The 22,467-nt window shown below is 68.0% G+C and carries 19 protein-coding genes; 10 read left to right on the top strand and 9 right to left on the bottom strand.

The window, feature by feature from the left end; translation table 11 throughout:
• Window positions 1–9: 9 nt before the first annotated feature.
• Window positions 10–738, top strand: a complete 729-nt coding sequence (locus ACZYZF_RS19445; protein WP_463743957.1) for an SIMPL domain-containing protein — start codon at window positions 10–12, stop codon at window positions 736–738.
• 80 nt (window positions 739–818) lie between these two features.
• On the opposite strand, the gene ACZYZF_RS19440 is transcribed toward ACZYZF_RS19445, so the two are convergent.
• From ACZYZF_RS19440 to dacB, 5 genes are read right to left on the bottom strand one after another with little or no spacing between them, the layout of a single operon-like run.
• On the bottom strand, window positions 819–3,044 hold the full coding sequence (locus ACZYZF_RS19440) for a molybdopterin oxidoreductase family protein (protein ID WP_463836531.1): 2,226 nt from the start codon (window positions 3,042–3,044) through the stop codon (window positions 819–821).
• A gap of 45 nt (window positions 3,045–3,089) precedes the next feature.
• Window positions 3,090–3,668 (bottom strand): hypoxanthine phosphoribosyltransferase, encoded by a 579-nt coding sequence (hpt, locus tag ACZYZF_RS19435; protein WP_463743955.1) that lies wholly within the window; start codon window positions 3,666–3,668, stop codon window positions 3,090–3,092.
• A gap of 46 nt (window positions 3,669–3,714) precedes the next feature.
• Window positions 3,715–4,674 (bottom strand): tRNA lysidine(34) synthetase TilS, encoded by a 960-nt coding sequence (gene tilS / locus ACZYZF_RS19430; protein WP_463836530.1) that lies wholly within the window; start codon window positions 4,672–4,674, stop codon window positions 3,715–3,717.
• The gene (locus ACZYZF_RS19425) at window positions 4,653–5,753 is read right to left on the bottom strand and encodes a zinc-dependent metalloprotease (RefSeq protein WP_463836529.1); all 1,101 of its coding nucleotides are present in this window, start codon (window positions 5,751–5,753) and stop codon (window positions 4,653–4,655) included. Before ACZYZF_RS19425 ends, tilS begins: the two co-directional genes overlap by 22 nt.
• Window positions 5,741–7,123: a D-alanyl-D-alanine carboxypeptidase/D-alanyl-D-alanine endopeptidase gene (dacB, locus tag ACZYZF_RS19420; RefSeq protein ID WP_463743952.1), complete on the bottom strand. Its 1,383-nt coding sequence runs from the start codon at window positions 7,121–7,123 to the stop codon at window positions 5,741–5,743. The genes ACZYZF_RS19425 and dacB overlap by 13 nt, the downstream gene beginning before the upstream one ends.
• A gap of 127 nt (window positions 7,124–7,250) precedes the next feature.
• Between dacB and ACZYZF_RS19415 the strand changes: the two genes are divergently transcribed.
• The 4 genes from ACZYZF_RS19415 (at window position 7,251) to ACZYZF_RS19400 (ending at window position 10,806) form a co-directional block, all read left to right on the top strand.
• Complete coding sequence (locus ACZYZF_RS19415) at window positions 7,251–7,739, top strand: inorganic diphosphatase (protein WP_463743951.1); 489 nt, start codon at window positions 7,251–7,253, stop codon at window positions 7,737–7,739.
• Window positions 7,740–7,798: 59 nt separating this feature from the next.
• On the top strand, window positions 7,799–8,332 hold the full coding sequence (locus ACZYZF_RS19410) for a 2-oxo-4-hydroxy-4-carboxy-5-ureidoimidazoline decarboxylase (protein ID WP_463836528.1): 534 nt from the start codon (window positions 7,799–7,801) through the stop codon (window positions 8,330–8,332).
• 85 nt (window positions 8,333–8,417) lie between these two features.
• Window positions 8,418–9,368, top strand: coding sequence for a 2-hydroxyacid dehydrogenase (locus ACZYZF_RS19405; protein WP_463836527.1), 951 nt, complete (start codon window positions 8,418–8,420; stop codon window positions 9,366–9,368).
• Window positions 9,369–9,666: 298 nt separating this feature from the next.
• On the top strand, window positions 9,667–10,806 hold the full coding sequence (locus tag ACZYZF_RS19400) for a serine hydrolase domain-containing protein (protein ID WP_463743948.1): 1,140 nt from the start codon (window positions 9,667–9,669) through the stop codon (window positions 10,804–10,806).
• Here the strand turns inward: ACZYZF_RS19400 and ACZYZF_RS19395 are convergent.
• Window positions 10,788–11,198: a hypothetical protein gene (locus ACZYZF_RS19395; protein WP_463836526.1), complete on the bottom strand. Its 411-nt coding sequence runs from the start codon at window positions 11,196–11,198 to the stop codon at window positions 10,788–10,790. The two genes, ACZYZF_RS19400 and ACZYZF_RS19395, sit on opposite strands and share 19 nt — an antisense overlap.
• 63 nt (window positions 11,199–11,261) lie before the next feature.
• On the bottom strand, window positions 11,262–12,230 hold the full coding sequence (locus tag ACZYZF_RS19390; protein ID WP_463836525.1) for a TerC family protein: 969 nt from the start codon (window positions 12,228–12,230) through the stop codon (window positions 11,262–11,264).
• 228 nt (window positions 12,231–12,458) lie between these two features.
• On the opposite strand from ACZYZF_RS19390, the gene ACZYZF_RS19385 reads away from it, so the two are divergent.
• Genes ACZYZF_RS19385 through ACZYZF_RS19365 form a run of 5 tightly spaced genes read left to right on the top strand, consistent with a single transcriptional unit; the run spans window position 12,459 to window position 20,066 of the window.
• The gene (locus ACZYZF_RS19385) at window positions 12,459–16,391 is read left to right on the top strand and encodes a Pls/PosA family non-ribosomal peptide synthetase (RefSeq protein ID WP_463836524.1); all 3,933 of its coding nucleotides are present in this window, start codon (window positions 12,459–12,461) and stop codon (window positions 16,389–16,391) included.
• Window positions 16,388–17,725 carry a M1 family metallopeptidase gene (locus tag ACZYZF_RS19380; RefSeq protein WP_463743944.1) on the top strand — a complete coding sequence of 446 codons (1,338 nt, stop codon included), beginning with the start codon at window positions 16,388–16,390 and terminating at the stop codon, window positions 17,723–17,725. The genes ACZYZF_RS19385 and ACZYZF_RS19380 overlap by 4 nt, the downstream gene beginning before the upstream one ends.
• Complete coding sequence (locus ACZYZF_RS19375; protein ID WP_463836523.1) at window positions 17,722–18,972, top strand: MATE family efflux transporter; 1,251 nt, start codon at window positions 17,722–17,724, stop codon at window positions 18,970–18,972. Before ACZYZF_RS19380 ends, ACZYZF_RS19375 begins: the two co-directional genes overlap by 4 nt.
• Window positions 18,973–19,029: 57 nt before the next feature.
• Window positions 19,030–19,728, top strand: a complete 699-nt coding sequence (locus ACZYZF_RS19370; RefSeq protein WP_463744190.1) for a glycosyltransferase family 2 protein — start codon at window positions 19,030–19,032, stop codon at window positions 19,726–19,728.
• Window positions 19,725–20,066, top strand: a complete 342-nt coding sequence (locus ACZYZF_RS19365; protein ID WP_463743943.1) for a DUF2304 domain-containing protein — start codon at window positions 19,725–19,727, stop codon at window positions 20,064–20,066. The genes ACZYZF_RS19370 and ACZYZF_RS19365 overlap by 4 nt, the downstream gene beginning before the upstream one ends.
• Here ACZYZF_RS19365 and ACZYZF_RS19360 read toward each other — a convergent pair.
• Both ACZYZF_RS19360 and ACZYZF_RS19355 read right to left on the bottom strand, forming a co-directional pair.
• Complete coding sequence (locus ACZYZF_RS19360; RefSeq protein WP_463743942.1) at window positions 20,063–20,644, bottom strand: TetR/AcrR family transcriptional regulator; 582 nt, start codon at window positions 20,642–20,644, stop codon at window positions 20,063–20,065. The two genes, ACZYZF_RS19365 and ACZYZF_RS19360, sit on opposite strands and share 4 nt — an antisense overlap.
• 2 nt (window positions 20,645–20,646) lie before the next feature.
• Window positions 20,647–22,428 (bottom strand): N-acyl-D-amino-acid deacylase family protein, encoded by a 1,782-nt coding sequence (locus tag ACZYZF_RS19355; RefSeq protein WP_463836522.1) that lies wholly within the window; start codon window positions 22,426–22,428, stop codon window positions 20,647–20,649.
• Window positions 22,429–22,467 lie beyond the last annotated feature (39 nt).

Here is a 22,467-nt window from a genome sequence, read left to right as displayed (position 1 = left end):
GGTTCGGGCATGCCGATCGCTGGGAATGCGAAATTACGGGTACTCGGTCTTGCCGCCGCGGGATTGATCGCCGTCAGCACAAGCGCGTGCGATGCCACCTCGGGTCCTGCCGCCGGGGGCGCACCTGACGGGGCCCGGCAAGTGACGGTCGTCGGATCCGGCCAGGTGCAGGGCGTGCCGGATACCCTGACCGCCGACGTGGCGATGGAGTTCATCGCCCCGGATGTGTCCGGCGCCCTCAACCAGTCCAGCCAGCGGCAGCAGGCCGTGATCGATGCGCTGGTCGGATCGGGCATCGACCGCAAGGACATCAGCACCACCCAGGTCAGCGTGCAACCTCAATTCAACGACAACACGATCTCGGGTTACCGCGCCGGCAATGCCATCAAGGTCAAGATCCGGGATACCGCCAAGGCCTCGCAGACCCTCGCCCTGATCGCAAGTACCGGAGGAGATGCCACCCGCATCAACTCGGTCGACTATTCGATCGAGGACGATTCGGACCTGGTGCGCGACGCCCGCGCCCGGGCGTTCGACGACGCCAAGAACCGCGCCGAGCAGTACGCCGGATTGTCCGGACTCAATCTGGGCAAGGTGATCTCGATTTCCGAACAGTCCGGCGGCTCGACCCCGCCCACGCCCACCCCGATGCCGCGTGCCGCGATGCAGGCCGTCCCGCTCGAACCCGGTCAGCAGACGGTCGACTTCTCCGTGACGGTGATCTGGGAGCTCACCTAATTTTCCGCCGAAACGGCATTCCGGCAGCGAAAGTGCGAGTGAGGCACTGCTGGAATGCGGTTTCGGCGCAAAGAGGGGGCTCAGCCGGCGGGCGCGATGTCGACGGGAATGCCGTTGAGCACCGCGGTGCCCGACAGTGGGTCCAGATGAGTTCCGTCGTTGAGCTGGTTGACGTTCACCCCGGGCCGGCTCGCCGCGAGCTCCTGACCCGTACCGCCCCGGTCATGACCCCAGCCGTGCGGTAGCGAAACCACGCCGCGCCGCATGCCGTCGTCCACCTCGATCGGGGCCAGCAGCTCACCGCCGGGGCCCTTGATCACCGCGATCTCGGTGAGCCCCAGCTCCGCTGCATCGTCGGGGTGGATCTGCAGCGTGCAGCGATTGGAGCCGCCCGACAGCGCGGGGAGGTTGTGCATCCAGCTGTTGTTGGAGCGCAGATGACGCCGGCCGATCAAGAGGAAGCCCCCCGCCGAGCGGTCGAGAGCGTCGCGTAGCCGCGCCACATCGGCAACGATCGGCTCCGGCGCGAGTTCGATCCGGCCACTCGGGGTTCGCAGGATCTCGGGGATGCGCGGACGCAGCGGGCCCAGGTCGATGCCGTGCGGGGTGGCCTTCAGGCGCTCCATGGTGAGTCCGTCGGGTTTGGCGCCGAAGGCGTCGCCGTAGGGACCGAGCCGCAGCATCATGTCGAGCCGACGCTCATATCCGGGGCCCGGATAGAGCATGGCGGTGAGCTCGTTGACGTCGCGCCCGGCCACCGGCGAATCGGGGTTGCCCGTCTCTTTCGCCAGAGTCGTCGCGATCACCTGTACGTCGACGAGTGCGGGATCACCGTCGGCGCCGATGCCGTAGAGGATGAGGGCGAGCCGGGACAGGATCTCGGGCTCGTCGGGCCGGCCGTCGAGTGGGAGCGCAGGCGACGAGTACCGCACGTTGTTGCGGACCGCGAGGTTGTTCAGCGCGACGTCGAAGTGGGCGCTGTAGGCCGGCGGGGGCGGCGGCAGGATGACATCGGCGTGGCGGGTGGTCTCGTTGAGGTAGGGGTCGACGCTCAGCATGAATTCGACGCTGTCGAGCGCCTTGTCCAGCCGGTCACCGTCGGGCGCGGACAGCACCGGATTTCCGGCGATGGTGATCATCGCCTTGATCTGCCCTTCGCCCGCGGTGTCGATCTCCTCGGCGAGTGCGGCGGCCGGCAACTCGGAGAGCACTTCGGGATATCCCGAGACCCGGCTCGCCCACCGTCCCGTCCTGAAGCCGCGACCCGGTTTCGGCGGACGCGGCGCGGGGGCTGCCGCGCCGAGTGCGAACATCGCCCCGCCGGGACGGTCGAGGTTGCCGGTGAGAATGTTGATCACGTCGACGAGCCAGCTGCCGATGGTCCCGAACTCGACCGTGGACGTCCCGATCCGGCCGTAGACGGCCGCCGTCGGAGCTGCCGCGAGCTCGCGGGCCAGTTCCCTGATCTCGTCGGCGCCCACCCCGCAGGCCGCGGCGACGGCCTCGGGTGAGAACTCGTCGGCCAGCGCGCGGATCTCCTCGACACCGGCGACGTGCTCGGCCAACTCACCGAGGTCGACGAGGTCCTCACCGAACAGCACGTGCACGATCGCGAACAGCAGTGCCGCGTCGGTGCCCGGCCGCGGCGCGAGGTGGCGGTCGGCCAGTTCGGCGGTGCGGGTGCGGGCCGGGTCGATGACGACGAGCCGGCCACCGCGCTTGCGCAGTGCCCGCAGCTTGCCGGGGAAATCGGCGGCAGTGGCCAGGCTCCCGTTGGACACCATCGGATTCGCGCCGATGATCACGAGGTAGTCGGTGCGGTCGAGATCGGGGACGGTGAACGCGACCGGGCTGCCGAACATCAGGCCCAGTGCGACGTGCTTGGGCATCTGATCGAGTGTGCTCGCGCTGAACACCTGCCGGGTGCCGAGGCCCTTGATGATCAGCGGCGCATACAGGCTGCCGGCGATGGTGTGTGCGTTCGGATTGCCCAGATACACCCCGACCGCACCGCCGCCGTGCTCGGCGATCACCGCGCCGAGGCGCTCGGTGATGACGGCGTAGGCCTCATCCCAGGTGGCCTCGGTCAGCGCGCCGTCGCGCCGGATCAAGGGGCGCGTCAGTCGGTCAGGGTCGTTGTCGAGCTCGCCGAAACTGGCGCCCTTCGGACAGATGAATCCCGCGCTGAACACGTCGTCACGATCTCCGCGGGCAGCGGTCACCCGACCGTCGGAGATGGTGAGTGTCAGACCGCAGGTGGCCTCACAAAAGGGGCAGATCCGAAGGGCCGTGCGGGTATCAGCCATGCCTGCGATTGTGCGCCGGTCCTCGGCCATTTGTAAGCCTCCGGCTTACGGCCCTTCGTACACCTTTGGATCGAGAGTTCCGATGTAGGGCAGGTCGCGGTAGCGCTCGGCGAAGTCCAGACCGTAGCCGACGACGAACTCGTTGGGGATGTCGAAGCCCACGTAGGCGACGTCGAGTTCGGTCTTGACGGCCTCGGGCTTGCGCAGCAGCGTGCACACCCGCAGCGAGCGCGGATGACGGGTGGCCAGGTTGCGCAGCAACCAGGACAGGGTCAGCCCCGAGTCGATGATGTCCTCGACGATCAGCACGTCACGGTCATTGATGTCGCGGTCGAGGTCTTTGAGGATGCGTACGACGCCCGAGGACGAGGTGGACGAGCCGTAAGAACTGACCGCCATGAACTCCAGCTGCGTGGGCAGCGGGATGGTCCGGGCCAGATCGGTGACGAACATGACCGCGCCCTTGAGGACGGTGACCAACAGCAGGTCGTCGTTGCCCAGGTTGTCTCGATATTGCTCAGCGATCATCTCGGCGAGTTCGGTGGTGCGGGTCCGGATCTGTTCCTCGGACAACAGCACCGATTTGATGTCTCCCGCGTACAGCTCGGCAGAGTCGACAGCCACACCGAACAGCGTGCCATGCGAGGGGGCCGCATTCCAACGCGGATCGCTAGACCGGTTCGGTGTGCATTCTCAGCACGCCGCCGCGCCGCGCCGCGAACAACCGCTGTTTGCGCAGCCCGGACCCGACGGCCACCCCGCCCTGTCCACGCCAGGCCGTCACGAACCGGTCCACCGCACGGATCTGGATGTCGGTCAGATCACACGCACCGCCGTCGAGCAACCAGGCCCGGATCACCCGGCGCCGCAGTGCGTCGGGCAATGCCGACAACCGGGCCGTGTCCAGACCGCCGGTCTCGGTGCGCGTCCCGGCCAGGGCCTCACCGGCCAGGGCGTCGAGTGTCTCGGTGTCCTCCCGCAGCGCGGTGGCGGTGCGGGCCAGGGCCTCGGCCACCCCACCGCCGAGCACGTCCTCGAGCAGCGGCAGCACCTCGTGCCGCAACCTCACCCGGGTGAACCGGGGTTCGGCATTGTGGGGGTCCTGCCACGGACTGAGGCGAAGTTCCTCGCAGGCCGCACGGGTCAGAGTGCGACGCACGCCCAGCAGCGGCCGGTGCCACGGCGGGTCGTGGGGGCGCATGCCGGCGATCGAGCGCGCACCGGACCCCCTGCCCAGTCCCAGCAGCACCGTCTCGGCCTGGTCGTCGAGGGTGTGGCCGAGCAGGACCGGGGCACCGTCCCGAGCCGCGTCCAGCGCCGCGTAGCGCGCCTGACGCGCGGCGGCCTCCGGGCCGCCGGCACGCCCGACGTCGACCGAAATAACCTGAGCTGTAACACATCCCAGCGCCAACGCCTGACCGCGTGCAGTGTCGGCGACAGCATCCGAACCCGCCTGCAGCCGGTGGTCGACGATCAGCGCAGTGGTAGGTCGCATACCCGCCGCGACTGCGGCCAAGGCCAGGGAATCCGGGCCGCCGGACAGCGCCACGCACCAGTTCTCGCCGTCGATCCGCTCGCCGGCGGCCGCCACCGCTTGCCGCAGCGCGGCTACAGCACCCGTTCGATCCATCGTTGTGGTTCGTCGATCTCATCGGGCTGCGGGAGGGTGTCGGCGCTCGACCAGATGGTGTTGAACCGGGCCATGCCCACGGCTCCCACGACATGGTCGACGAACGCCTTACCCCGGGTGTACTGGCTGATCTTGGCGTCAAAGCCCAGCAGGGCGCGCACCAAGCGTTGCAGCGGTGGCTGTTTGCGCTGCCTGCGTTCGTCGAAGCGACGGCGGATGGTCGAGACCGTGGGCACCACCGCCGGGCCCACCGCGTCCATCACGTGATCGGCGTGGCCTTCCAACAGGGTGCCCAGCACCAGTAGCTGATCCAGTGCACGACGCTGGGGCTCAGCCTGCACGGCACGCATCAGGCCGAGCACACCGGCCGAATTGGGATCCGGCGTTGCCCCATTGCGCTGATTCCGGACAAACTCCGCGAGTCGCCCCACCATCTCGGTGACGTCCTCGCCGGCATCCTGGGTCAGCACCGCCAGGGCCTGTGACATGTGGTCGGCCAGCCAGGGATTGGCCCGGAACTGCACCCGGTGGGTGACCTCGTGCAGGCACACCCACAGCCGGAAATCGGCTGGGGAGACACGCAACTGGCGTTCCACCGCGATGACGTTGGGATACACCAGCAGCAGCTCGCCACCGTCGGGGCCGAACGGGTCGTACTGGCCGAGGATGCCCGTGGAGATGAAGGCCAACACCGCACCGGTCTGTGCGCCGGTCACCCGCCCGGTGATGAATCCCGGCTGGCGCGCACGCGAGGAGCAATCGGGCTGGTGGTCACTTTCGTCACCGGGTTTGATGCCGGTGGTCATCACCCGCATGGACCGGGTGGCCGCCCGGATCCACTCCGGACGGTCGACCACGCGGGCCTCGGGTACCTCCGCGCCCTCGATCAGACCCGTCACCTCCCGCACCGGCAGCTCGGCGGCCTTCGAACTCACCGAGAGCTGCTCGATCACCTGGTTGCGGGTGTAGTCCGTGGACGGCGGGGACGACCGGGCCAGCTTCGCCCCGACCGTCGCGGCGAAGTCCCAGTCGACCGCGCGGCCCGCGGTCATCTCGACCCGATCGCTCACGTGCCACATCCACACGACCGCAGCACCGCGGCCAGGTCGTCGATCGCGGTACGTCCGGTCGGGCCGGCGTTGTTCGAGATCAGTGCGAACGTCAGCACCCGGCCGTTGTAGTCGGTGACGATGCCGGCCAGCGCATTGGTGCCGGTCAGCGATCCGGTCTTGGCCCGTAGCCAGCCCGCGGCGTCACGTCCGGCGTCGGTGTCGAGGTAGCGGTTGGACAGCGTGCCGCTGCCGCCGGCGATGGGCAGCAGATCCACCAGCGGCCGCATGGCGGGTTCGGTGTTGCCTGCCGCGATATTGACCACCTCATCGAGGATCCGGGCGGTCAGCCGGTCGTCGGTCGACAGGCCGCTGGAATCGACCAGCTTGGCGGCCGACATGTCGATGCCGACGCCCTCGAGTTGGCTCGTCACCGCGTCGACGCCGCCGTCGAAGCTCTGCGGCCGGTGCAGTTGGGCGGCGACCTCGCGGGCGATCGACTCGGCCATCACGTTGTCGGATTCGTTCATCATCTGACGCAGCCGCTCGATCAGGGGGGCGGACTGCACCGCGGCGATCTGCCTGCCGCCCGAGACCTCGGAGGGCAGCACCGTCACCGTCGCGGGGTCCACCCGGAGTGCGGTGGCCAGGGCCCTGCCGGCGTCGAGCGCCGGTGTCGTCGACCGTCTGGATTCCACCGTCGTCGGCTGGATACGCCCGCCGTCGAGCATCACCGGTTCCATCGGTGCGATGTCGCCGCCCTCGATATCAGCGGGATCCCAGCCGGGCGCCATCATCGGGCCGCTGTAGTCGCTGGTGTCCACCCGCACCGCGGTGACCGTGACCCCGCTGCCGCGTACCTGCTGGGCCAGGTCACTGATTCGGGCCGCACCCTTGTACCAGGTGTCGGTGTCATCGGGCGCCGCCGAGAGCGTGGTGTCCCCGCCGCCCTTGAGGACCACCAGCCCGGGCTGCGAGTCGACGGCCACGACCGTGGTGGCCAGCCGGGCGTTGCGGTCCAGCGTGAGGAGTGCGGCGGCCGTCGTCAGCACCTTGTTGACCGAGGCCGGCTGCATCGGCAGCCCGGAATTCTGTTCCCACAGTTCGGCGCCGGTCTCGCCGTCGGTGATCCGGCCGGTCACCTGACCGAGATCCGGATTCGCCAGCGCCGGTGCCAACGCCGCGGCCAGGCCGCCCACGGTCGGAGTCGGCGCCGACATGTCCACCGGGACGATCTCCGGGCTGGCGGTTGCCGGCGGAGGAGCAGGAGTGACCGCCGCGGCATCGCTGGAGCGGTGCCCGGTGAGCACGGCAGCAAGCGCGACGACGCCGGCGACCAGCACCAGGACCACGACGCCAACCGCCACATGGGTGGACTGCCGCCACCGAGTGGGCCGCATATTTCTCCTGCTCTGCCGGTGGTGGGGACGAGCCACCCGTTTAGCCCAGACTATCGCTCGATTAGGGTTGACCCGCGTCGTCGCCCGACGACCAAAGACTGACCGCAGATGCGAAGGAGCCGCGACGGTGAAGTTCGACGTCGTCATCGAGATCCCGAAGGGTTCGCGCAACAAGTACGAGGTTGACCACGAGACCGGCCGGGTCAAGCTCGACCGCTACCTCTACACATCGTTCGGTTACCCCGCCGACTACGGGTTCTTCGAGGACACCCTCGGCGAGGACGGCGATCCGCTGGATGCGCTGGTGCTGCTGCCCGAGTCGGTGTTCCCCGGCTGCACCGTCGAGGCCCGCCCGGTGGCGATGTTCAAGATGACCGACGAGGCCGGCGGCGACGACAAGTTGCTGTGCGTGCCCGCCGGGGATCCGCGCTGGGACCACATCCAGGACCTCGGAGACGTGTCGCAGTTCGAACTCGACGCGATCAAGCACTTCTTCGTGCACTACAAAGACCTCGAGCCGGGCAAGTTCGTCAAGACCGCCGACTGGGTGGGCCGCGAAGAGGCCGAAGCCGAGCTGCAGCGTTCGATCGAGCGGTTCAAGACCGAAGGCCACTGATCCGGCCTGAATTAGCCTCGCCGTAACACGAGGTAACCTCGGCGCCCCATCCGCGCCCGATGATTGACAAGGTGTTGATGCATCAGGGCCTGGGGCTTGAGGCGTACAACGCATTGCCGACACGGCGTGCGGTGCACGCGGTGTACGAGTGCTGCTACAGCGTGGTGCTCGCGACCGATCTGGCCGGTGGACGGCCGTTCGCCGACCATGCCGCGCTGTTCCGGCAGGCCGATGCCCTGCTGTTCAGTCTCGGTGAGGATTCCATCGACCGCGTACTGCAGGCCTATCCGCACATCGGGCGGCGCCCCCGCAGCCCGAAGTCGGTGTGCGAACAGTGCTCGGTGTGGGACGACGATCCCGCGGTGATGACCCAGCTCAACACCGAGGTCGTCCACTACGGCGAACGGTTCGGATTCGGCTTCGTGATGTTCGTCGAGGATTGCTGCGCGCACCGGGCCATGGCCGGTATCTCCGACCGGTTGCACAACGACCATGAGACCGAACGCAAGGTCGTCCGCAACGAGTTGGCCCGCATCAACCGGGCCCGGCTGGAGCGCATGCTCGGGCCTGAGGGCGGCTACTACAACTGGTAGCCGACGCTACCCCGGTGACATCTGACGTAGCGTGGTGCAGCAGAGGCGATTTCACAAGCCAGACGCGCACCGACCGAGGACAGCCATGCCCATTTCCGCACACCGCATCCTGCAGATCGGCCCGCTGAAGCCGTCACTCGCGGTGACCCTGCGCACCGATTACCAGGCCTACTCCCTGCCCAACGGAGACGAGCGCGGTGCGTTTCTGGCCGAACACGCTGCCGAGGTCACCGCGGTGGTGGTCTCGGGTGTCACCCGCGTCGACCCGGATCTGATGGCGGCGCTGCCGAATCTGAAAGCGGTGGTGAACTTCGGCGTCGGGTACGACAACATCGACGTGGCCGCGGCCACCGCCCGCGGTATCGGCGTCAGCAACACCCCCGACGTGCTCGACGACTGCGTCGCCGACACCGCGGTGGGCCTGCTCATCGACACCCTGCGCCGATTCTCGGCCGCCGACCGTTATCTGCGGGCCGGACGCTGGGCAGTGGACGGTAATTATCCCCTCACGCAACAGGTTTCGGGATCCCAGGTGGGCATTCTCGGTCTCGGCCGGATCGGTGGGGCGATCGCCACCCGGCTGACGGCGTTCGACTGTGCGATCAGCTATCACAACCGCAGGCAGATCCCCGACAGCCCGTACCGCTACGTCGACTCGCCTGTCGAGCTGGCCCGCCAGGTCAAGGTGCTGGTGGTCGCCGCGGCGGGCGGTCCCGGTACCCGTCACCTCGTCGACCGGGAGGTGCTCGATGCGCTGGGTTCCGACGGCTATCTGGTCAACATCGCGCGCGGCTCCGTGGTCGACCAGGACGCCCTGGTCGAAGCGTTGACGCTGGGCCGGCTTGCCGGCGCAGGGTTGGACGTGTTCACCGACGAACCGAACGTCCCCGAGGCGTTGACGAAACTGGACAACGTGGTGCTGCTGCCCCATGTCGGCAGTGGCACCGTGGAAACGCGGGCGGCCATGGAGGCCCTGGTCCTGGCGAATCTGGACCGTTTTCTGCAATCCGGTCAGCTGGTCACGCCGGTTCGCTGAAACGCGGCTCTAGCGCACGTTGCAGCCGGTACCCATGTTGTGGCAGTGCGCGCCGGAACTGCACGAGCCACAGCTACACCCGCAGGCGACCTTGGACTGCGGCCGGACCGCGGGCTGCGGCGGGTAGAAAACATCGACGTCCCGGTCTCGACGCGGGCGATCACGACGCGGCATGAGTGGCTCCCCTCGCTGACTTCGGTCTATACAGAGGCTATGCTGCCGGCGCCCCCGACACAGGCGGATTCGTCTTCGCCGCAATCGCGCCCGCGACGGCTATCGGTCCGGCGATGATGTCCCGATGGATGACCTCGTACACGGCCACTGCGACGACCGCTTCACTCCGATCCGTGACGCGTTGGCAGCGGCGATCGCCGGCGGAGAGGAGACCGGCGCAGCCATCGCGATCGACATCGACGGTGAACTCGTCGTCGACATGTGGGGCGGGCACGCCGACGCTGCGCGGACCCGCACCTGGGACGCCGACACCATCGTCAACGTCTTCTCGTCCACCAAGACGGTGACGGCACTGGCCGGACTCATGCTGATCGACCGTGGCCTGATCACCGCCGACACAAAAGTAGCCGACCACTGGCCCGAGTTCGCCGCAAACGGCAAGCAGGACATCGAGTTTCGACATCTATTGACCCACAGCTCAGGGCTGTCGGGATGGGACCAGCCGTTCAGCATCGAAGACAGCTACGACTGGGAGAAGTCCACGGCCGTGCTGGCCGCCCAGGCGCCGTGGTGGGAGCCGGGGACCGCGTCGGGCTATCACGCCCTGACCCACGGCCACCTGATCGGCGAGGTGCTGCGGCGGGTCACCGGAAAGACGTTGAAAGAGTTTGTCCGCGAAGAAATCTCGGGCCCCTTGGGCGCCGACTTCCAGATCGGCGCGCAACCCGAAGACCACCACCGCACTGCCGACATCATCGCCGCCGACGAACCCCTCGACATTCCACTCGACCAGATCTCCGAGATCGCGCTCAAGACCTTCGTGGGGACGCCGTCACCGGAGATCGCGAACACCGCGGCCTGGCGCGCCGCCGACATCGGTGCGGGCAACGGGCACGGTAATGCGCGGTCGCTGGCCCGGATCCTGTCGGCCATCTCGTTGGGTGGCACGGTGGATGGCATCGCCCTGCTCAAACCCGAGACCGTCGAGTCGATCTTCGAGCCGCAGCTCGAAGGTCCCGATTTGGTGCTGCTCGGCCACCCGCTGCGCTGGGGACTGGGGTTCGGTCTGCCGGAAACGAAAACCGTGTCCTATGTCCCTGACGGCAAGATCTGCTTCTGGGGTGGCTGGGGTGGCTCGTGGGAGACGTGCAACCCCGATCACCGCGCCACGTTCGCCTATGTGATGAACAGGATGGGTCCCGGCGTCGAAGGATCCGAACGCACGGCCCGCTACCTCAACCTGTTTTACGAAGCTCTGGCCTGAGAGCGCAGCTCCAGCCGCCGGAACACCTCGGTGCCCAGCGCCTGCACATCCTGCCCGCCGGCAGCCGGGATCAGGGTGACGCCGTCGGCCACCTCGGCGGCCTCGATGTCGGCGATCAGGCCGGCCAGGCCGTCAACCGTCCCGATGTAGCGCACCTGCGCCTCGGGGCCGGCCAGCTCGAGCCATCTGCGCACCGAGCGGTAGGCGGAGCTGAACTCTCTGGCCACCGCGACGGTGACGTCGAGGATCACCGAGACGTCGTCGTGCTCGGACTTGAGACCGGATCGGATCCGGCGCGCCTGGGCCAGGTCGGGCGCGGAGATCCGCGCCGTCGGCGCCTCACCATCGGTCAGCTCGGTCCACGCCTCGGCCTCAGCCACGAATATCCGCACCCGGCCACGATAGAGATACGTCGTGCCGGGCCGAATAGTTACGTTCAGCCGGAATCCAAGGGACTACCGGGCGTCCCGCACCCGGGTCTTGTACAGGCTCGCGGCGGTCGTGATCGCCAGCGTCACGACGATCACGCCGAGGCTCGCCAGGGTCGGGATCTCCGGTACATGCACCGGCTCGCCGCCGTTGATGAACGGCAACTCGTTCTCGTGCAGCGCGTGCAGCACCAGCTTCACGCCGATGAAAGCCAGGATGAACGCCAGCCCCTGCGACAGGTAGACCAGCCGCTTGAGCAGGTCACCGAGCAGGAAGTACAGCTGCCGCAGACCCATCAGGGCGAACACGTTGGCCGTGAACACCAGGTACGGCTCCTGGGTCAGCCCGTAGATCGCCGGGATCGAGTCCAGGGCGAACAGCAGGTCGGTGGTGCCGAGCGCCACGATCACCAGGAACATCGGTGTCATCAGCCGCTGCCCGTTGTCATGCACCCACAGCTTCAGGCCGTCCCACTTGTCGGTGGTGCGCAGGTGCTTACGGGCGAACCGCACCACACCGTTGTCGCCGTCGTCGTCGTGGTTGGTGTCGCGCACCAGGTTGACCGCGGTGTACACCAGGAACGCACCGAAGATGTAGAACACCCAGGAGAACTCGTTGATCGCCACCGCGCCGAGCGCGATGAAGATGCCGCGGAAGATCAGCGCCAGGATGATGCCGACCAGCAGGGCCTGCTGCTGGTAGATCCTCGGCACCTTGAAGCTGGCCATGATGATCAAGAAGATGAACAGGTTGTCGACCGACAGGCTGTATTCGGTGAGCCAGCCGGCGAAGAACTCCAGCCCGAACTGGCTGCCGTGGAAGAACCACACCCATACGCCGAAGGCCACCGCCATGCCGATGTAGATCGACAGGTATGTCGCGGTCTCGCGGGTGGTGGGTTCGTGTGGGCGTCGCCCGATCACGACGACGTCGAACAGCAGAACGGCGATCGTCACCGCCAGGGTGATGATCCATTCCAGCTGGGTTACCTGCATCGAGAAATCCTCCGGTCGTCAAAACGCCGGAGGTCTCTTCCACCGGTGACCGGCACCGGCCCGCGACACCGATCGATCCATAGACGACCGACGTGATGACGACATCGCAGCGAAGGAATACTCCCCTCCGCCGACCAGTCTGCCTGACCGGACCCTCGAATCGAAATCGAACCGGCACGCCGCACCGACCGGCGAGCCGTCGCGCCACGGGCTTAGTAGTTTGTAGTCGTGACAGCTGCCGCCAGTGCACACGAGATTCCACCGCAATACGTGCTATCCCCACTGGCCCCCGAGCCACGCACGCTTGTCGACATCCTGCAGGACACGGCCAGGCGTTTTCCCGATGCGCCGGCCCTCGACGACGGCTCCGTGCAGCTCACCTACTCCGAGTTGATCGCCGATGTCTCCGACAGCGTGGCCTGGTTGGCGGCGCGCGGTATCGGCCGCGGCGACAAGCTCGGGATCCGGATGCCCTCGGGCAGCTATGCGCTGTACGTGGCGATCCTTTCGGTGCTGGCCTGCGGCGCCGCCTACGTGCCGGTGGACGCCGACGACCCCGATGAACGGGCTGAGCTGGTGTTCGGCGAGGCCAACGTGGTCGGCGTGATCACCGAGCAGGGGCTGGTCCGTGGACCGGGTTCGTCGCGCGGCTGGCGCGCCGCCGAGCCGCTGGGGCGCGATGACGCCTGGATCATCTTCACCTCGGGCTCGACCGGCACCCCTAAGGGTGTGGCCGTCACCCATCGCAGCGCTGCCGCGTTCGTCGACGCCGAAGCACGGATGTTCCTGCAGGACAACCCGATTGGACCTGGCGATCGGGTGCTTGCCGGGCTGTCCGTCGCGTTCGACGCATCGTGCGAGGAGATGTGGTTGGCCTGGCGGCACGGCGCCTGCCTGGTGCCCGCCCCACGCTCATTGGTGCGCAGCGGCATGGATCTGGGCCCGTGGCTGGTGAGCCGGGACATCACCGTGGTGTCGACGGTGCCGACGCTGGCCGCGCTGTGGCCGGCCGAGGCGCTGGAAGCGGTCCGATTGCTGATCTTCGGGGGCGAGGCCTGCCCGCCCGAGCTGGCCGCCCGGCTGGCGGTCGACGGCCGCGAGGTGTGGAACACCTACGGCCCCACCGAGGCGACCGTCGTGGCGTGCGCGGCACAGCTGGACGGCCAGGGCCCGGTCAGCATCGGCCTGCCGCTGGCCGGCTGGGACCTCGCGGTGGTGGACAAAGACGGACTGCCGGTGGCGATCGGCGACGTCGGCGAGCTCGTGATCGGCGGCGTCGGGCTGGCCCGCTACCTCGACCCGGAGAAGGACGCCGAGAAATACGCGGCTATGCCGACACTGGGCTGGAGCCGGGCCTACCGCAGCGGCGACCTGGTGCGGTTGGAGACCGACGGCCTGTACTTCCAGGGCCGCGCCGACGACCAGGTCAAGGTCGGCGGGCGGCGCATCGAGCTGGGTGAGGTCGACAACGCGCTCGTGCATCTGCCCGGGGTGAGCGGCGGCGCGGCCGCGGTGCGCAAGACCGCGAGCGGCACCCCGCTACTGGTCGGCTATATAGCCAGTGCCGATCCGGACTTCGACCTGTCCGCGGCGCGGGCCGCACTGTCCGAGTCGCTGCCGGCCGCGCTGGTGCCCCGCCTGGTGCTGCTCGACGAACTGCCGACCCGCACGTCGGGCAAGGTAGACCGCGACGCACTGCCGTGGCCGCCGCCCGGAGGTGCCGATCAGACCGCCCCCGAACTCGACGGCACCATGGGCTGGCTGGCCGGATTGTGGCGTGACGTGCTGGGCACGGCAGTCGAAGGTCCGGAGGCCGATTTCATCGCGCTGGGCGGCGGCTCACTGTCCGCGGCACAGTTGGTGGCCGCGCTGCGCCGGCGCTACCCGCTGGTGACCGTCGCGGACCTCTACGACCACCCCCGGCTCGGTTCACTGGCCGGCTATCTCGACGAGCTCAAGCCGCCGCCGCAGATCCATACCCGCGAGGTGAAACCGACCCCGCTGCCGACCCAGGCCGCACAGGTCGCACTGTCGCTGCCGTTGGCCACCCTGACCGGCATGCAGTGGGTGGTGTGGCTGGCGCTGCTGAACAACCTGGCCGCCGTCTCGGGAATCGTGTCGTGGGCACACCCCCTCAGCTGGTGGTGGGTGCTGGCCGGGTTCCTGCTGTTCGTCACGCCGCTGGGCCGCATGGGCATCGCGGTGCTGTTCGCCCGGATGCTGCTGAGCGGGCTCGAGCCCGGCACCTACCGCCGCGGCGGCGCGGTCCACCTCCGGGTCTGGATCGCCGAGCGACTGGCCGACGCCAGCGGCGCGGAGAACCTCGCCGGTGCGCCGTGGATGGTCTACTACGCCCGCGCCCTGGGCAACAGCGTCGGCAAGGGCGTCGACATGCACTCGGCTCCGCCGGTCACCGGAATGCTCAAGATGGGCCACCGCGCGTCGGTCGAACCCGAGGTGGACCTCACCGGGCACTGGATCGACGGAGACCTGTTCCACGTCGGGCCGGTCTCCATCGGCAACGACGCCACGATCGGCGCCCGCACCACGCTGCTCCCCGGGGCGAGCATCGGCAAGAACGCCGATGTCGCACCCGGCTCAGCAGTGACCGGCAAGGTCAAGAACGGTCAGTTCTGGAAGGGCTCACCCGCCGTGAAATCCGGCAAGGCCCGCCACCCGTGGCCCGATCACCGGCCGGGCCGCGCTCCGGTGTGGGTCGCGGCGTACGGGGTGACCTCCCTGCTGCTGGCCGGCCTGCCGCTGCTGGCCCTGGCCGCCGGTCTCGCCGTGATCGCCTGGGGCGTGCACGGCACCGCCTCACCCGCCGATGCCCTGTTGCCTGCCCTGGCGTGGACTCCGGCCGCCGCGTTGGTTTCACTGCTGACCTACGCCGCGCTGACCGTGATCGGGGTGCGTCTGCTCTCGGTGCATCTGTCGGAGGGCTACCACCCCGTGCGCAGCCGGGTGGGCTGGCAGCTGTGGACCACCGAACGACTGATGGACGCGGCCCGCAATTACCTTTTCCCGATCTACGCCAGCCTGCTCACCCCCTGGTGGCTGCGCCTGCTCGGAGCGAAAGTGGGCAAGGACACCGAGATCTCGACGGCCCTGTTCACCCCGAAGTTCACCGAGGTGCAGGACGGCGCGTTCCTGGCCGACGACACCATGGTGGCCTCCTACGAACTGGGCGGCGGCTGGATCCATGTCGCCAAAGCCACGATCGGCAAGCGGGCCTTCCTCGGCAACTCCGGCATCACGCAGCCGGGCCGCAAGGTGCCCAACGACGGACTGGTGGCCGTGCTGTCGGCCACGCCGCACAAGGCCAAGGCCGGCTCGTCCTGGCTGGGCAGCCCACCGGTCCGGTTGCGCCGCAACGCCACCGCCGCCGACGCGCTGCGCACGTTCCATCCGTCGGTCCGGCTCAAGATCATGCGCTCGGCGGTCGAGACCTGCCGGTTGATCCCGGTGATCGTCACCTTCGCGATCGGCATCGCGGTGCTCGGTGCGATGCAGGCGGTGACGATCCGGTTCGGCTTCCTGTGGGCGGCATTGTCCGCCGGCGTGGTTCTGCTGGCCGCCGGCGCGGTGGCCGGAACCATCGCGGTGATCGCAAAGTGGTTGGTGGTCGGCCGGATTCGCGCGGTCGAGCATCCGCTGTGGTCGTCGTTCGTGTGGCGCAACGAGGTGTCGGACACGTTCGTCGAGACCGTCGCCGCACCCTGGTTTGCCCGGGCCGCCAGCGGCACCCCGGTGATGAACCTGTGGCTGCGTGGGCTGGGCGCCTCGATCGGGCGCGGCGTGTGGTGCGAAACCTACTGGCTGCCCGAAGCCGATCTGGTGACGCTGGGGACCGCGTCCACCGTCAACCGCGGCTGCGTGGTGCAGACCCACCTGTTCCATGACCGCATCATGCGGTTGGACAGCGTTGTGCTCGAAGAAGGTTCGACGCTGGGACCGCACTGCGTGGCACTGCCCGCGGCGCGCCTGGGTTCCGGCGCCACGGTCGGGCCGGGCTCACTGGTGATGCGGGGCGACGAGGTACCACCTTCGACCCGCTGGCAGGGCAACCCGATCGCCCCGTGGAACATGTTCGGCAAGAAACGTGCCGCCGACAAAGCCTCGGACAAGACTGCCAAGAAGACAGAAGACCCTGCCGCGTGACCCGATCGAAGAAGGCCGCAAAGAAAGTGACGCCCGCACCAGTCATCGATCCTTATCTGCCTAACAACGGCAACTTCGGGTACCGGGTGTCGCGCTACGAACTCGACCTGGAATACAAGGTGGCGATCAACCGGCTGGCCGGGACCGCCACCATCACCGCGGTGACCTTGGCCGCGGTGCGCACCTTCACCCTCGACCTGTCCGACGCACTCACGGTGTCGCGGGTTTCGGTGAACGGCCGCCGCCCCGCCCAGTACCGATGTTCGGGCGGGAAGTTGTCGGTCACCATGTCCTCGGCACTGCCGGCCGGCGCCGCGATGACCGTCGTCATCCGCTACAACGGAACCCCGCGCCCCATCGAATCCTTTTGGGGTGAAGTAGGTTTCGAGGAACTGTCGAACGGCGCCCTGGTGGCAGGCCAACCCAACGGGGCGGCCTCCTGGTTCCCGTGCGACGACCATCCCAGCTCGAAGGCCAGCTACCGGATCCAGATCAGCACCGACAGCCCGTACTACGCCCTGGCGAACGGCGAGTTGATCTCCCGGAAAGCCCGCGCCGGCCACACGGTGTGGACCTACGAGCAGGCAGAACCGACGTCGAGCTACCTGATCACCCTGCAGATCGGACAGTACGAGAGCCAGCGGCTGGCCAAGACGCCGGTACCGATGCACGCGGTGTTGCCTGCCCGCTTGCGCCGCAATTTCGACCACGACTTCGAAGATCAGCCGCAGATGATGAAGCTCTTCATCAAGATGTTCGGCCCCTATCCGCTGGCCAGCGGCTACACCGTGGTCGTCACCGAAGACGATCTCGAGATACCGCTCGAGGCCCAGGGCATCTCGATCTTCGGGGCCAACCACTGCGACGGGCACCGCGGCGCCGAGCGGCTGATCGCCCATGAACTGGCCCACCAGTGGTTCGGCAACTCGGTGACGGCGCGACGCTGGCGGGACATCTGGCTGCACGAGGGATTTGCCTGCTACGCGGAGTGGCTGTGGTCCGAACACAGCGGCGGGCACACTGCCGCGGAGTGGGCCGAGCATTATCACGCGCGGCTGCGCGACAAGCCCCAGGACCTGCTCCTGTCCGATCCCGGGCCCGAGGACATGTTCGACGACCGGGTCTACAAACGCGGGGCACTGACCCTGCACGCGCTGCGCAGCCTGATCGGTGATCGCAATTTCTTTGCGCTGCTGAGGGATTGGACGGCCCGCTACCGCCACAGCACCGCATTCACCGACGATTTCACCGGGCTGGCCGCCGGCTACACCGACGAGCCACTGCAGCCGCTGTGGCAGGCCTGGCTGTATTCCAAAGAGCTGCCGGACCTGTGACCGATGCCGGCGGAGCACCCGCCACCGGCCCTGTCACGCGCAGCAGTGTCGCCCGGGTCGGACTGGCGACGGCGATCAGCGCGTTGTGCGGTTACGCCGTGCTGTACCTGGCCGCCCGTGACCTCGAGCCGGCCGGCTTCTCGATCTTCAGCGTGTTCTGGGGCGCATTCGGCCTGGTGACCGGCGCCGCAAACGGTCTCTTGCAGGAGGCCACCCGAGAAGTCCGTTCCTCTCGGCACCGGGACCTGAGCGGCGCACCCACCACCCACCCGATGCGAATCGCCGCGCTGGTCGGCATCGCCGCGGCCATTGTGATCGCGCTCAGCTCACCGCTGTGGAGCGCGCACGTATTCGCCGAGTCTCGGGCGCTGAGCATCGTGCTGCTCAGCGTCGGGCTGGCCGGATTCTGTCTGCACGCCACCCTGCTCGGCATGCTCGCCGGAGTGAATCGTTGGACCGAGTACGGCGCCCTGATGGTCACCGACGCCGGAATCCGGGTGGCCGTCGCCGCCGCGACGTTCGTGCTCGGCTGGGGGCTGGCGGGGTTCCTGTGGGCCACTGTCGCCGGCGCGGTGGCCTGGCTGATCATGCTGATCGCCGCGCCGGCAGCGCGTCTGGCCGCCGGGCTGCTCACCGCGGGCAGCCCCGCGACGTTCCTGCGTGGGACGGCGCATTCGATCGCCGCGGCCGGCGCCGGCGCGATCCTGGTGATGGGGTTCCCGGTGCTGCTCAAGGCCACCTCGGGTGATCTGGGCGCGGCCGGCGGTGTGGTGATCCTGGCCGTGACGCTGACGCGTGCGCCGCTGCTCGTTCCGCTGACCGCGATGCAGGGCAACCTGATCGCGCACTTTGTCGACCAACGCGACAAAAGACTGCGGGCGTTGCTGGCCCCCGCTGCTGCCGTGGCCGCGCTGGGCGCCGTGGGCGTGGCCGCGGCCGGACTCCTGGGTCCGTGGCTGCTGCGGGTGGGGTTCGGCGACGAGTACCGCGCCGGCGGTCCCCTGCTGGCTTGGCTGACCGCCGCCGCCGTCGCCATCGCGATGCTCACCCTGACCGGTGCCGCGACCGTCGCCGCTGCCCTGCACCGGGCCTACGCCCTGGGCTGGATCCTCGCCACCGTCGCGGCCGTCGCACTGCTGCTGCTACCGGTGGAGCTGGAGATGCGTACCGTCATCGCGCTGCTGTGCGGACCGCTCGTCGGGATCGCGGTTCACCTGGGCGCGCTCGCCCGTGCGGGGCGTGGGTGATGACGGAGCGGCTCCGGCCGGGGCATGAGGCCGCGGTGTAGTTTGGTGCCCATCGACATGCGCTTTCACGACATTTGGATCATCATCCCCGCCTTCAACGAGGCGAGCATCATCGGCGACGTCATCTCCGACGTGCGCTCGGTTTTCCCTAACGTGGTCTGTGTCGACGACGGCAGCCGCGACGGCACTGCCGACCTGGCCGTGCGGGCCGGCGCGCACGTCGTCCCGCATCCGGTGAATCTCGGTCAGGGTGCGGCAATCCAGACCGGCGTCGAGTACGCGCGCAGCCGGCCCGGCGCCCGCGTGTTCGCCACCTTCGATGCCGACGGTCAGCACCAGGTCAAGGACGTGGTGCGGATGATCGACCGGCTCGACACCGACGGTGCCGATCTGGTCGTGGGCACCCGGTTCGCCAACCCGGATGCCCACGCGGTGACGCACACCCCGCCGCTGAAGCGGATCATCCTGCGGGCAGCGGCATTCCTGAGCCCGCAGAGCCGCGCCTTCGGACTCACCGACGCGCACAACGGCCTACGGGTGTTCAACAAGCTGGTGGCCGACGAGCTCAACCTCACCATGAACGGCATGAGCCACGCGGGTGAGTTCATCTCGCTGGCGTACGAAAACCGTTGGCGCGTACTCGAGGAACCGGTCGAGATCCTCTACACCGACTACTCGAAGTCCAAGGGGCAACCACTGCTCAACGGGGTGAACATCCTCTTCGACGGGCTGTTACGCAGAAGGATGTCCCGATGAACTGGATTCAGGCACTACTGATCGTCGCGGTGCTGGTGCTGTTGGCGTACCTGCTCGGGTCGCGGCGCAGCGCCCGTTCCAAGGCGTGGGTGAAGGTCGGTTTCGTGTTGTTCGTGGCGGCGGGAATCTACGCGATCCTGCGACCCGACGACACCACCGTGGTGGCCAATTGGCTTGGGGTGGACCGCGGTACGGACCTGATGGAGTACATGCTCATCATCGCGTTCGTATTCGTCACGCTGTCGACGTACCTGCGGATCAAGGATCTCGAGCTGCGCTATGCCCGGCTGGCCCGGGCCGTGGCCCTGCAGAACGTGCGGGTGCCCGACGAAATCTAGCGGCTGAGCAACGCCGCCAGCATGGCGATCCGGGCGTCCTCGAGTTCGGGCAGTGGCAGCACGCGGCGCACCATGGCCGCACCGTCGAACGTGTTGAGCAGGACGGCCAGTATGACGCTGAACGAGTCCTCGGGGAATTGATCGACCCCCGGCGTGGTCTTGGCGACTTCGTGGATGTTCTCGATGTATTCGGCAAGCACGGTTTGCAGTGGGCCCCGCAGCTTCTCATCGGTGCGGGCCGCCATCAGCAGCTCATGCCACACGGTGTTGGTGTCGCTGCCCGCGATATCCCGCAGAATCGTCAGCACCGCCGGCAACGGCGGCTGCTCGGCGGCGATGTCTGCTATCAGCTTGCTTCCCAACTCCAACTGACGGCGCGCCACCTCTCGCGCCGTGGCCGCCATGAAGTCGCTCATGGTGGGGAAATGCCGGAACAGCGCACCGTCGGAAACCTTGGCTCGCTTGGCGATCACCGCCGCCGACGCCCGCGCGTACCCCACCTCGACAATGGTGTCGATGCCGGCGTCGAGTAGGCGCGCCACGGTTTCCTCACGACGCTGCTGCTGGGTTCTCGCCATGACTAGACGGGCGTGCGGTCCAGTTGCTCGGCACCGGCCCGCAGGTACCGGCCCGATTTCACCGATTCGCCGTAGCCATCGCGGAACTGGCCGTTGCGGAACACCACCGCACCGTTGACGGCGGTCGCGACGACGGCGTCGTCGCTGCGATTCACCATGCGGCTCAGCCCGCCGTAGAACGGGACCGACTCCTCGTGGTAGGCCTCCACTGTGTCGTTGAGGCCGGCCGGGTCGATCACCACGAAGTCGGCACGATCACCTTGACGCAGCGTGCCGGCCGGGACACCGAACCAGTCGGCCACCTCGCCGGTCAGCCGGTGGACGGCATGTTCGGTCGTCATGAACGGCCGTCCGGCCAACTGAGCGTCACGCACCCGCTTGAGGAGCTTCACCGGGTAGTTGTAGAACGCCATGTTGCGCAGGTGCGCACCGGCATCCGAGAAACCCATGTGCACCGACGGTTCCGTGGCCAGCTTGTCGAGGAACTTCGGCCGGTCGTTGGCCACGATGGTGGTCCAGCGAACGTTGCGTTCACCGTTGTCGACCAGCACGTCGAGGAAGGCGTCGAGCGGGTGAATGCCGCGCTCGTCGGCGATCTGCCCGAAGCTCTTGCCGATCAGCGCCTTGTCAGGGCATTCGACGATCCTGGCGTCGTGGAAGTCGCGGTGCCACAAGGTCGGTCCGAGCACCCGTCGGTCGAACGACTTGCGGAACCGGCGGCGGTACTCGGGGTCGGCGAGCAGCTTGTTGCGCTCGAACTGATCCTTGAGGTGCAGGGCCGCGGTACCTGCACCGAACTCCTCGAACACGGGCAGATCGATTCCGTCCGAATACAATTCGAACGGCACAGGCAGGTGCTGGAAGCGCACCTTGGCACCGAGGATCCGGTTGAGCAGCCGGACGCCGGGCCCGAGCACACGCACCGCTCCGGGCGAGGACTTGGCGTCGGCCGATACCAGCAGGCTCATCCGTACATCCCGGCGTCGGCCGAACTGGCCGCTGCTCTCCAGGAAGAAGTTCAGTGCCTCATGAACTTTCGCCACATTCGGCGCGCTCTGCAGCATCCGGCCGCGCTTACGCAAGACCTTGATCAGACGCCGGCGCTCACGCCAGGTCGCGAACGTCGACGGCAATGCGCGGGACCGGAACCGGTCCCCGTCGAGCTTGTCGATCGCCGCGTCCATCCCGGACATCCCGAGCATGCCGGCGTCGAGGGCCTCGTCGAGCTTGGCCGCCATGGTTTCCAGTTCGGCGTCGGTCGGGGTGACGCCACGGGTGGTGGCCCGGTCCAGTCCCAGCACCGAGGCCCGCAGGTCCGAATGCCCCAGCAGCGACGCGACATTCGGGCCCAGCGGCAGGTCGTCGAGGACCTTCACGTACTCGGCTGGACCCGACCAGGTCTTGTGCTGCTCCAAGGCGCCCAGCACGAACTGACGCGGCACCGCCTCGACGCGGCTGAACAGGTCGGCGGCATCCTCGGCGTCGGCATACACGGTCGACAGCGAGCACATGCCGAGCAGCACAGTGGTCACCCCGTGACGCACGGATTCCCGCAGGCCCGGGTCGAGCAGGACCTCGGCGTCGTAGTGCGTGTGCACGTCGACGAAGCCGGGCACCACCCATTTGCCGCCGGCGTTGATGACATCCGGGCAGTCGGTCTCGTCGAGCGGTGTGGCCGATACCGCGACCACCGCCCCGTCGCGAATTCCCAGCGTACGGACCTGCGGCGGGGCGCCGGTGCCGTCGAACCACAGGCCGTTGCGAACGATGACGTCGTAGGACATGACGCAACGCTAGAGCAGAAAGTGAGTACTCACAATCTT

The sequence above is a fragment of the Mycobacterium sp. IDUB_24 genome (assembly GCF_055419385.1).
The sequence above is the reverse complement of the archived record's forward strand: the minus strand, read 5'-3'. Positions and strand labels throughout refer to the sequence as shown.

What these genes read in the sequence shown, in the direction of transcription:
- ACZYZF_RS19445 (WP_463743957.1), top strand. Translation starts at nt 10, where the DNA reads ATGCCGATCGCTGGGAATGCGAAATTACGGGTACTCGGTCTTGCCGCC.
- ACZYZF_RS19440 (WP_463836531.1), bottom strand. Translation starts at nt 3,044, where the DNA reads ATGGCTGATACCCGCACGGCCCTTCGGATCTGCCCCTTTTGTGAGGCC.
- tilS (WP_463836530.1), bottom strand. Translation starts at nt 4,674, where the DNA reads ATGGATCGAACGGGTGCTGTAGCCGCGCTGCGGCAAGCGGTGGCGGCC.
- ACZYZF_RS19425 (WP_463836529.1), bottom strand. Translation starts at nt 5,753, where the DNA reads ATGTGGCACGTGAGCGATCGGGTCGAGATGACCGCGGGCCGCGCGGTC.
- dacB (WP_463743952.1), bottom strand. Translation starts at nt 7,123, where the DNA reads ATGCGGCCCACTCGGTGGCGGCAGTCCACCCATGTGGCGGTTGGCGTC.
- ACZYZF_RS19410 (WP_463836528.1), top strand. Translation starts at nt 7,799, where the DNA reads ATGATTGACAAGGTGTTGATGCATCAGGGCCTGGGGCTTGAGGCGTAC.
- ACZYZF_RS19405 (WP_463836527.1), top strand. Translation starts at nt 8,418, where the DNA reads ATGCCCATTTCCGCACACCGCATCCTGCAGATCGGCCCGCTGAAGCCG.
- ACZYZF_RS19400 (WP_463743948.1), top strand. Translation starts at nt 9,667, where the DNA reads ATGGATGACCTCGTACACGGCCACTGCGACGACCGCTTCACTCCGATC.
- ACZYZF_RS19390 (WP_463836525.1), bottom strand. Translation starts at nt 12,230, where the DNA reads ATGCAGGTAACCCAGCTGGAATGGATCATCACCCTGGCGGTGACGATC.
- ACZYZF_RS19370 (WP_463744190.1), top strand. Translation starts at nt 19,030, where the DNA reads ATGCGCTTTCACGACATTTGGATCATCATCCCCGCCTTCAACGAGGCG.
- ACZYZF_RS19365 (WP_463743943.1), top strand. Translation starts at nt 19,725, where the DNA reads ATGAACTGGATTCAGGCACTACTGATCGTCGCGGTGCTGGTGCTGTTG.
- ACZYZF_RS19360 (WP_463743942.1), bottom strand. Translation starts at nt 20,644, where the DNA reads ATGGCGAGAACCCAGCAGCAGCGTCGTGAGGAAACCGTGGCGCGCCTA.
- ACZYZF_RS19355 (WP_463836522.1), bottom strand. Translation starts at nt 22,428, where the DNA reads ATGTCCTACGACGTCATCGTTCGCAACGGCCTGTGGTTCGACGGCACC.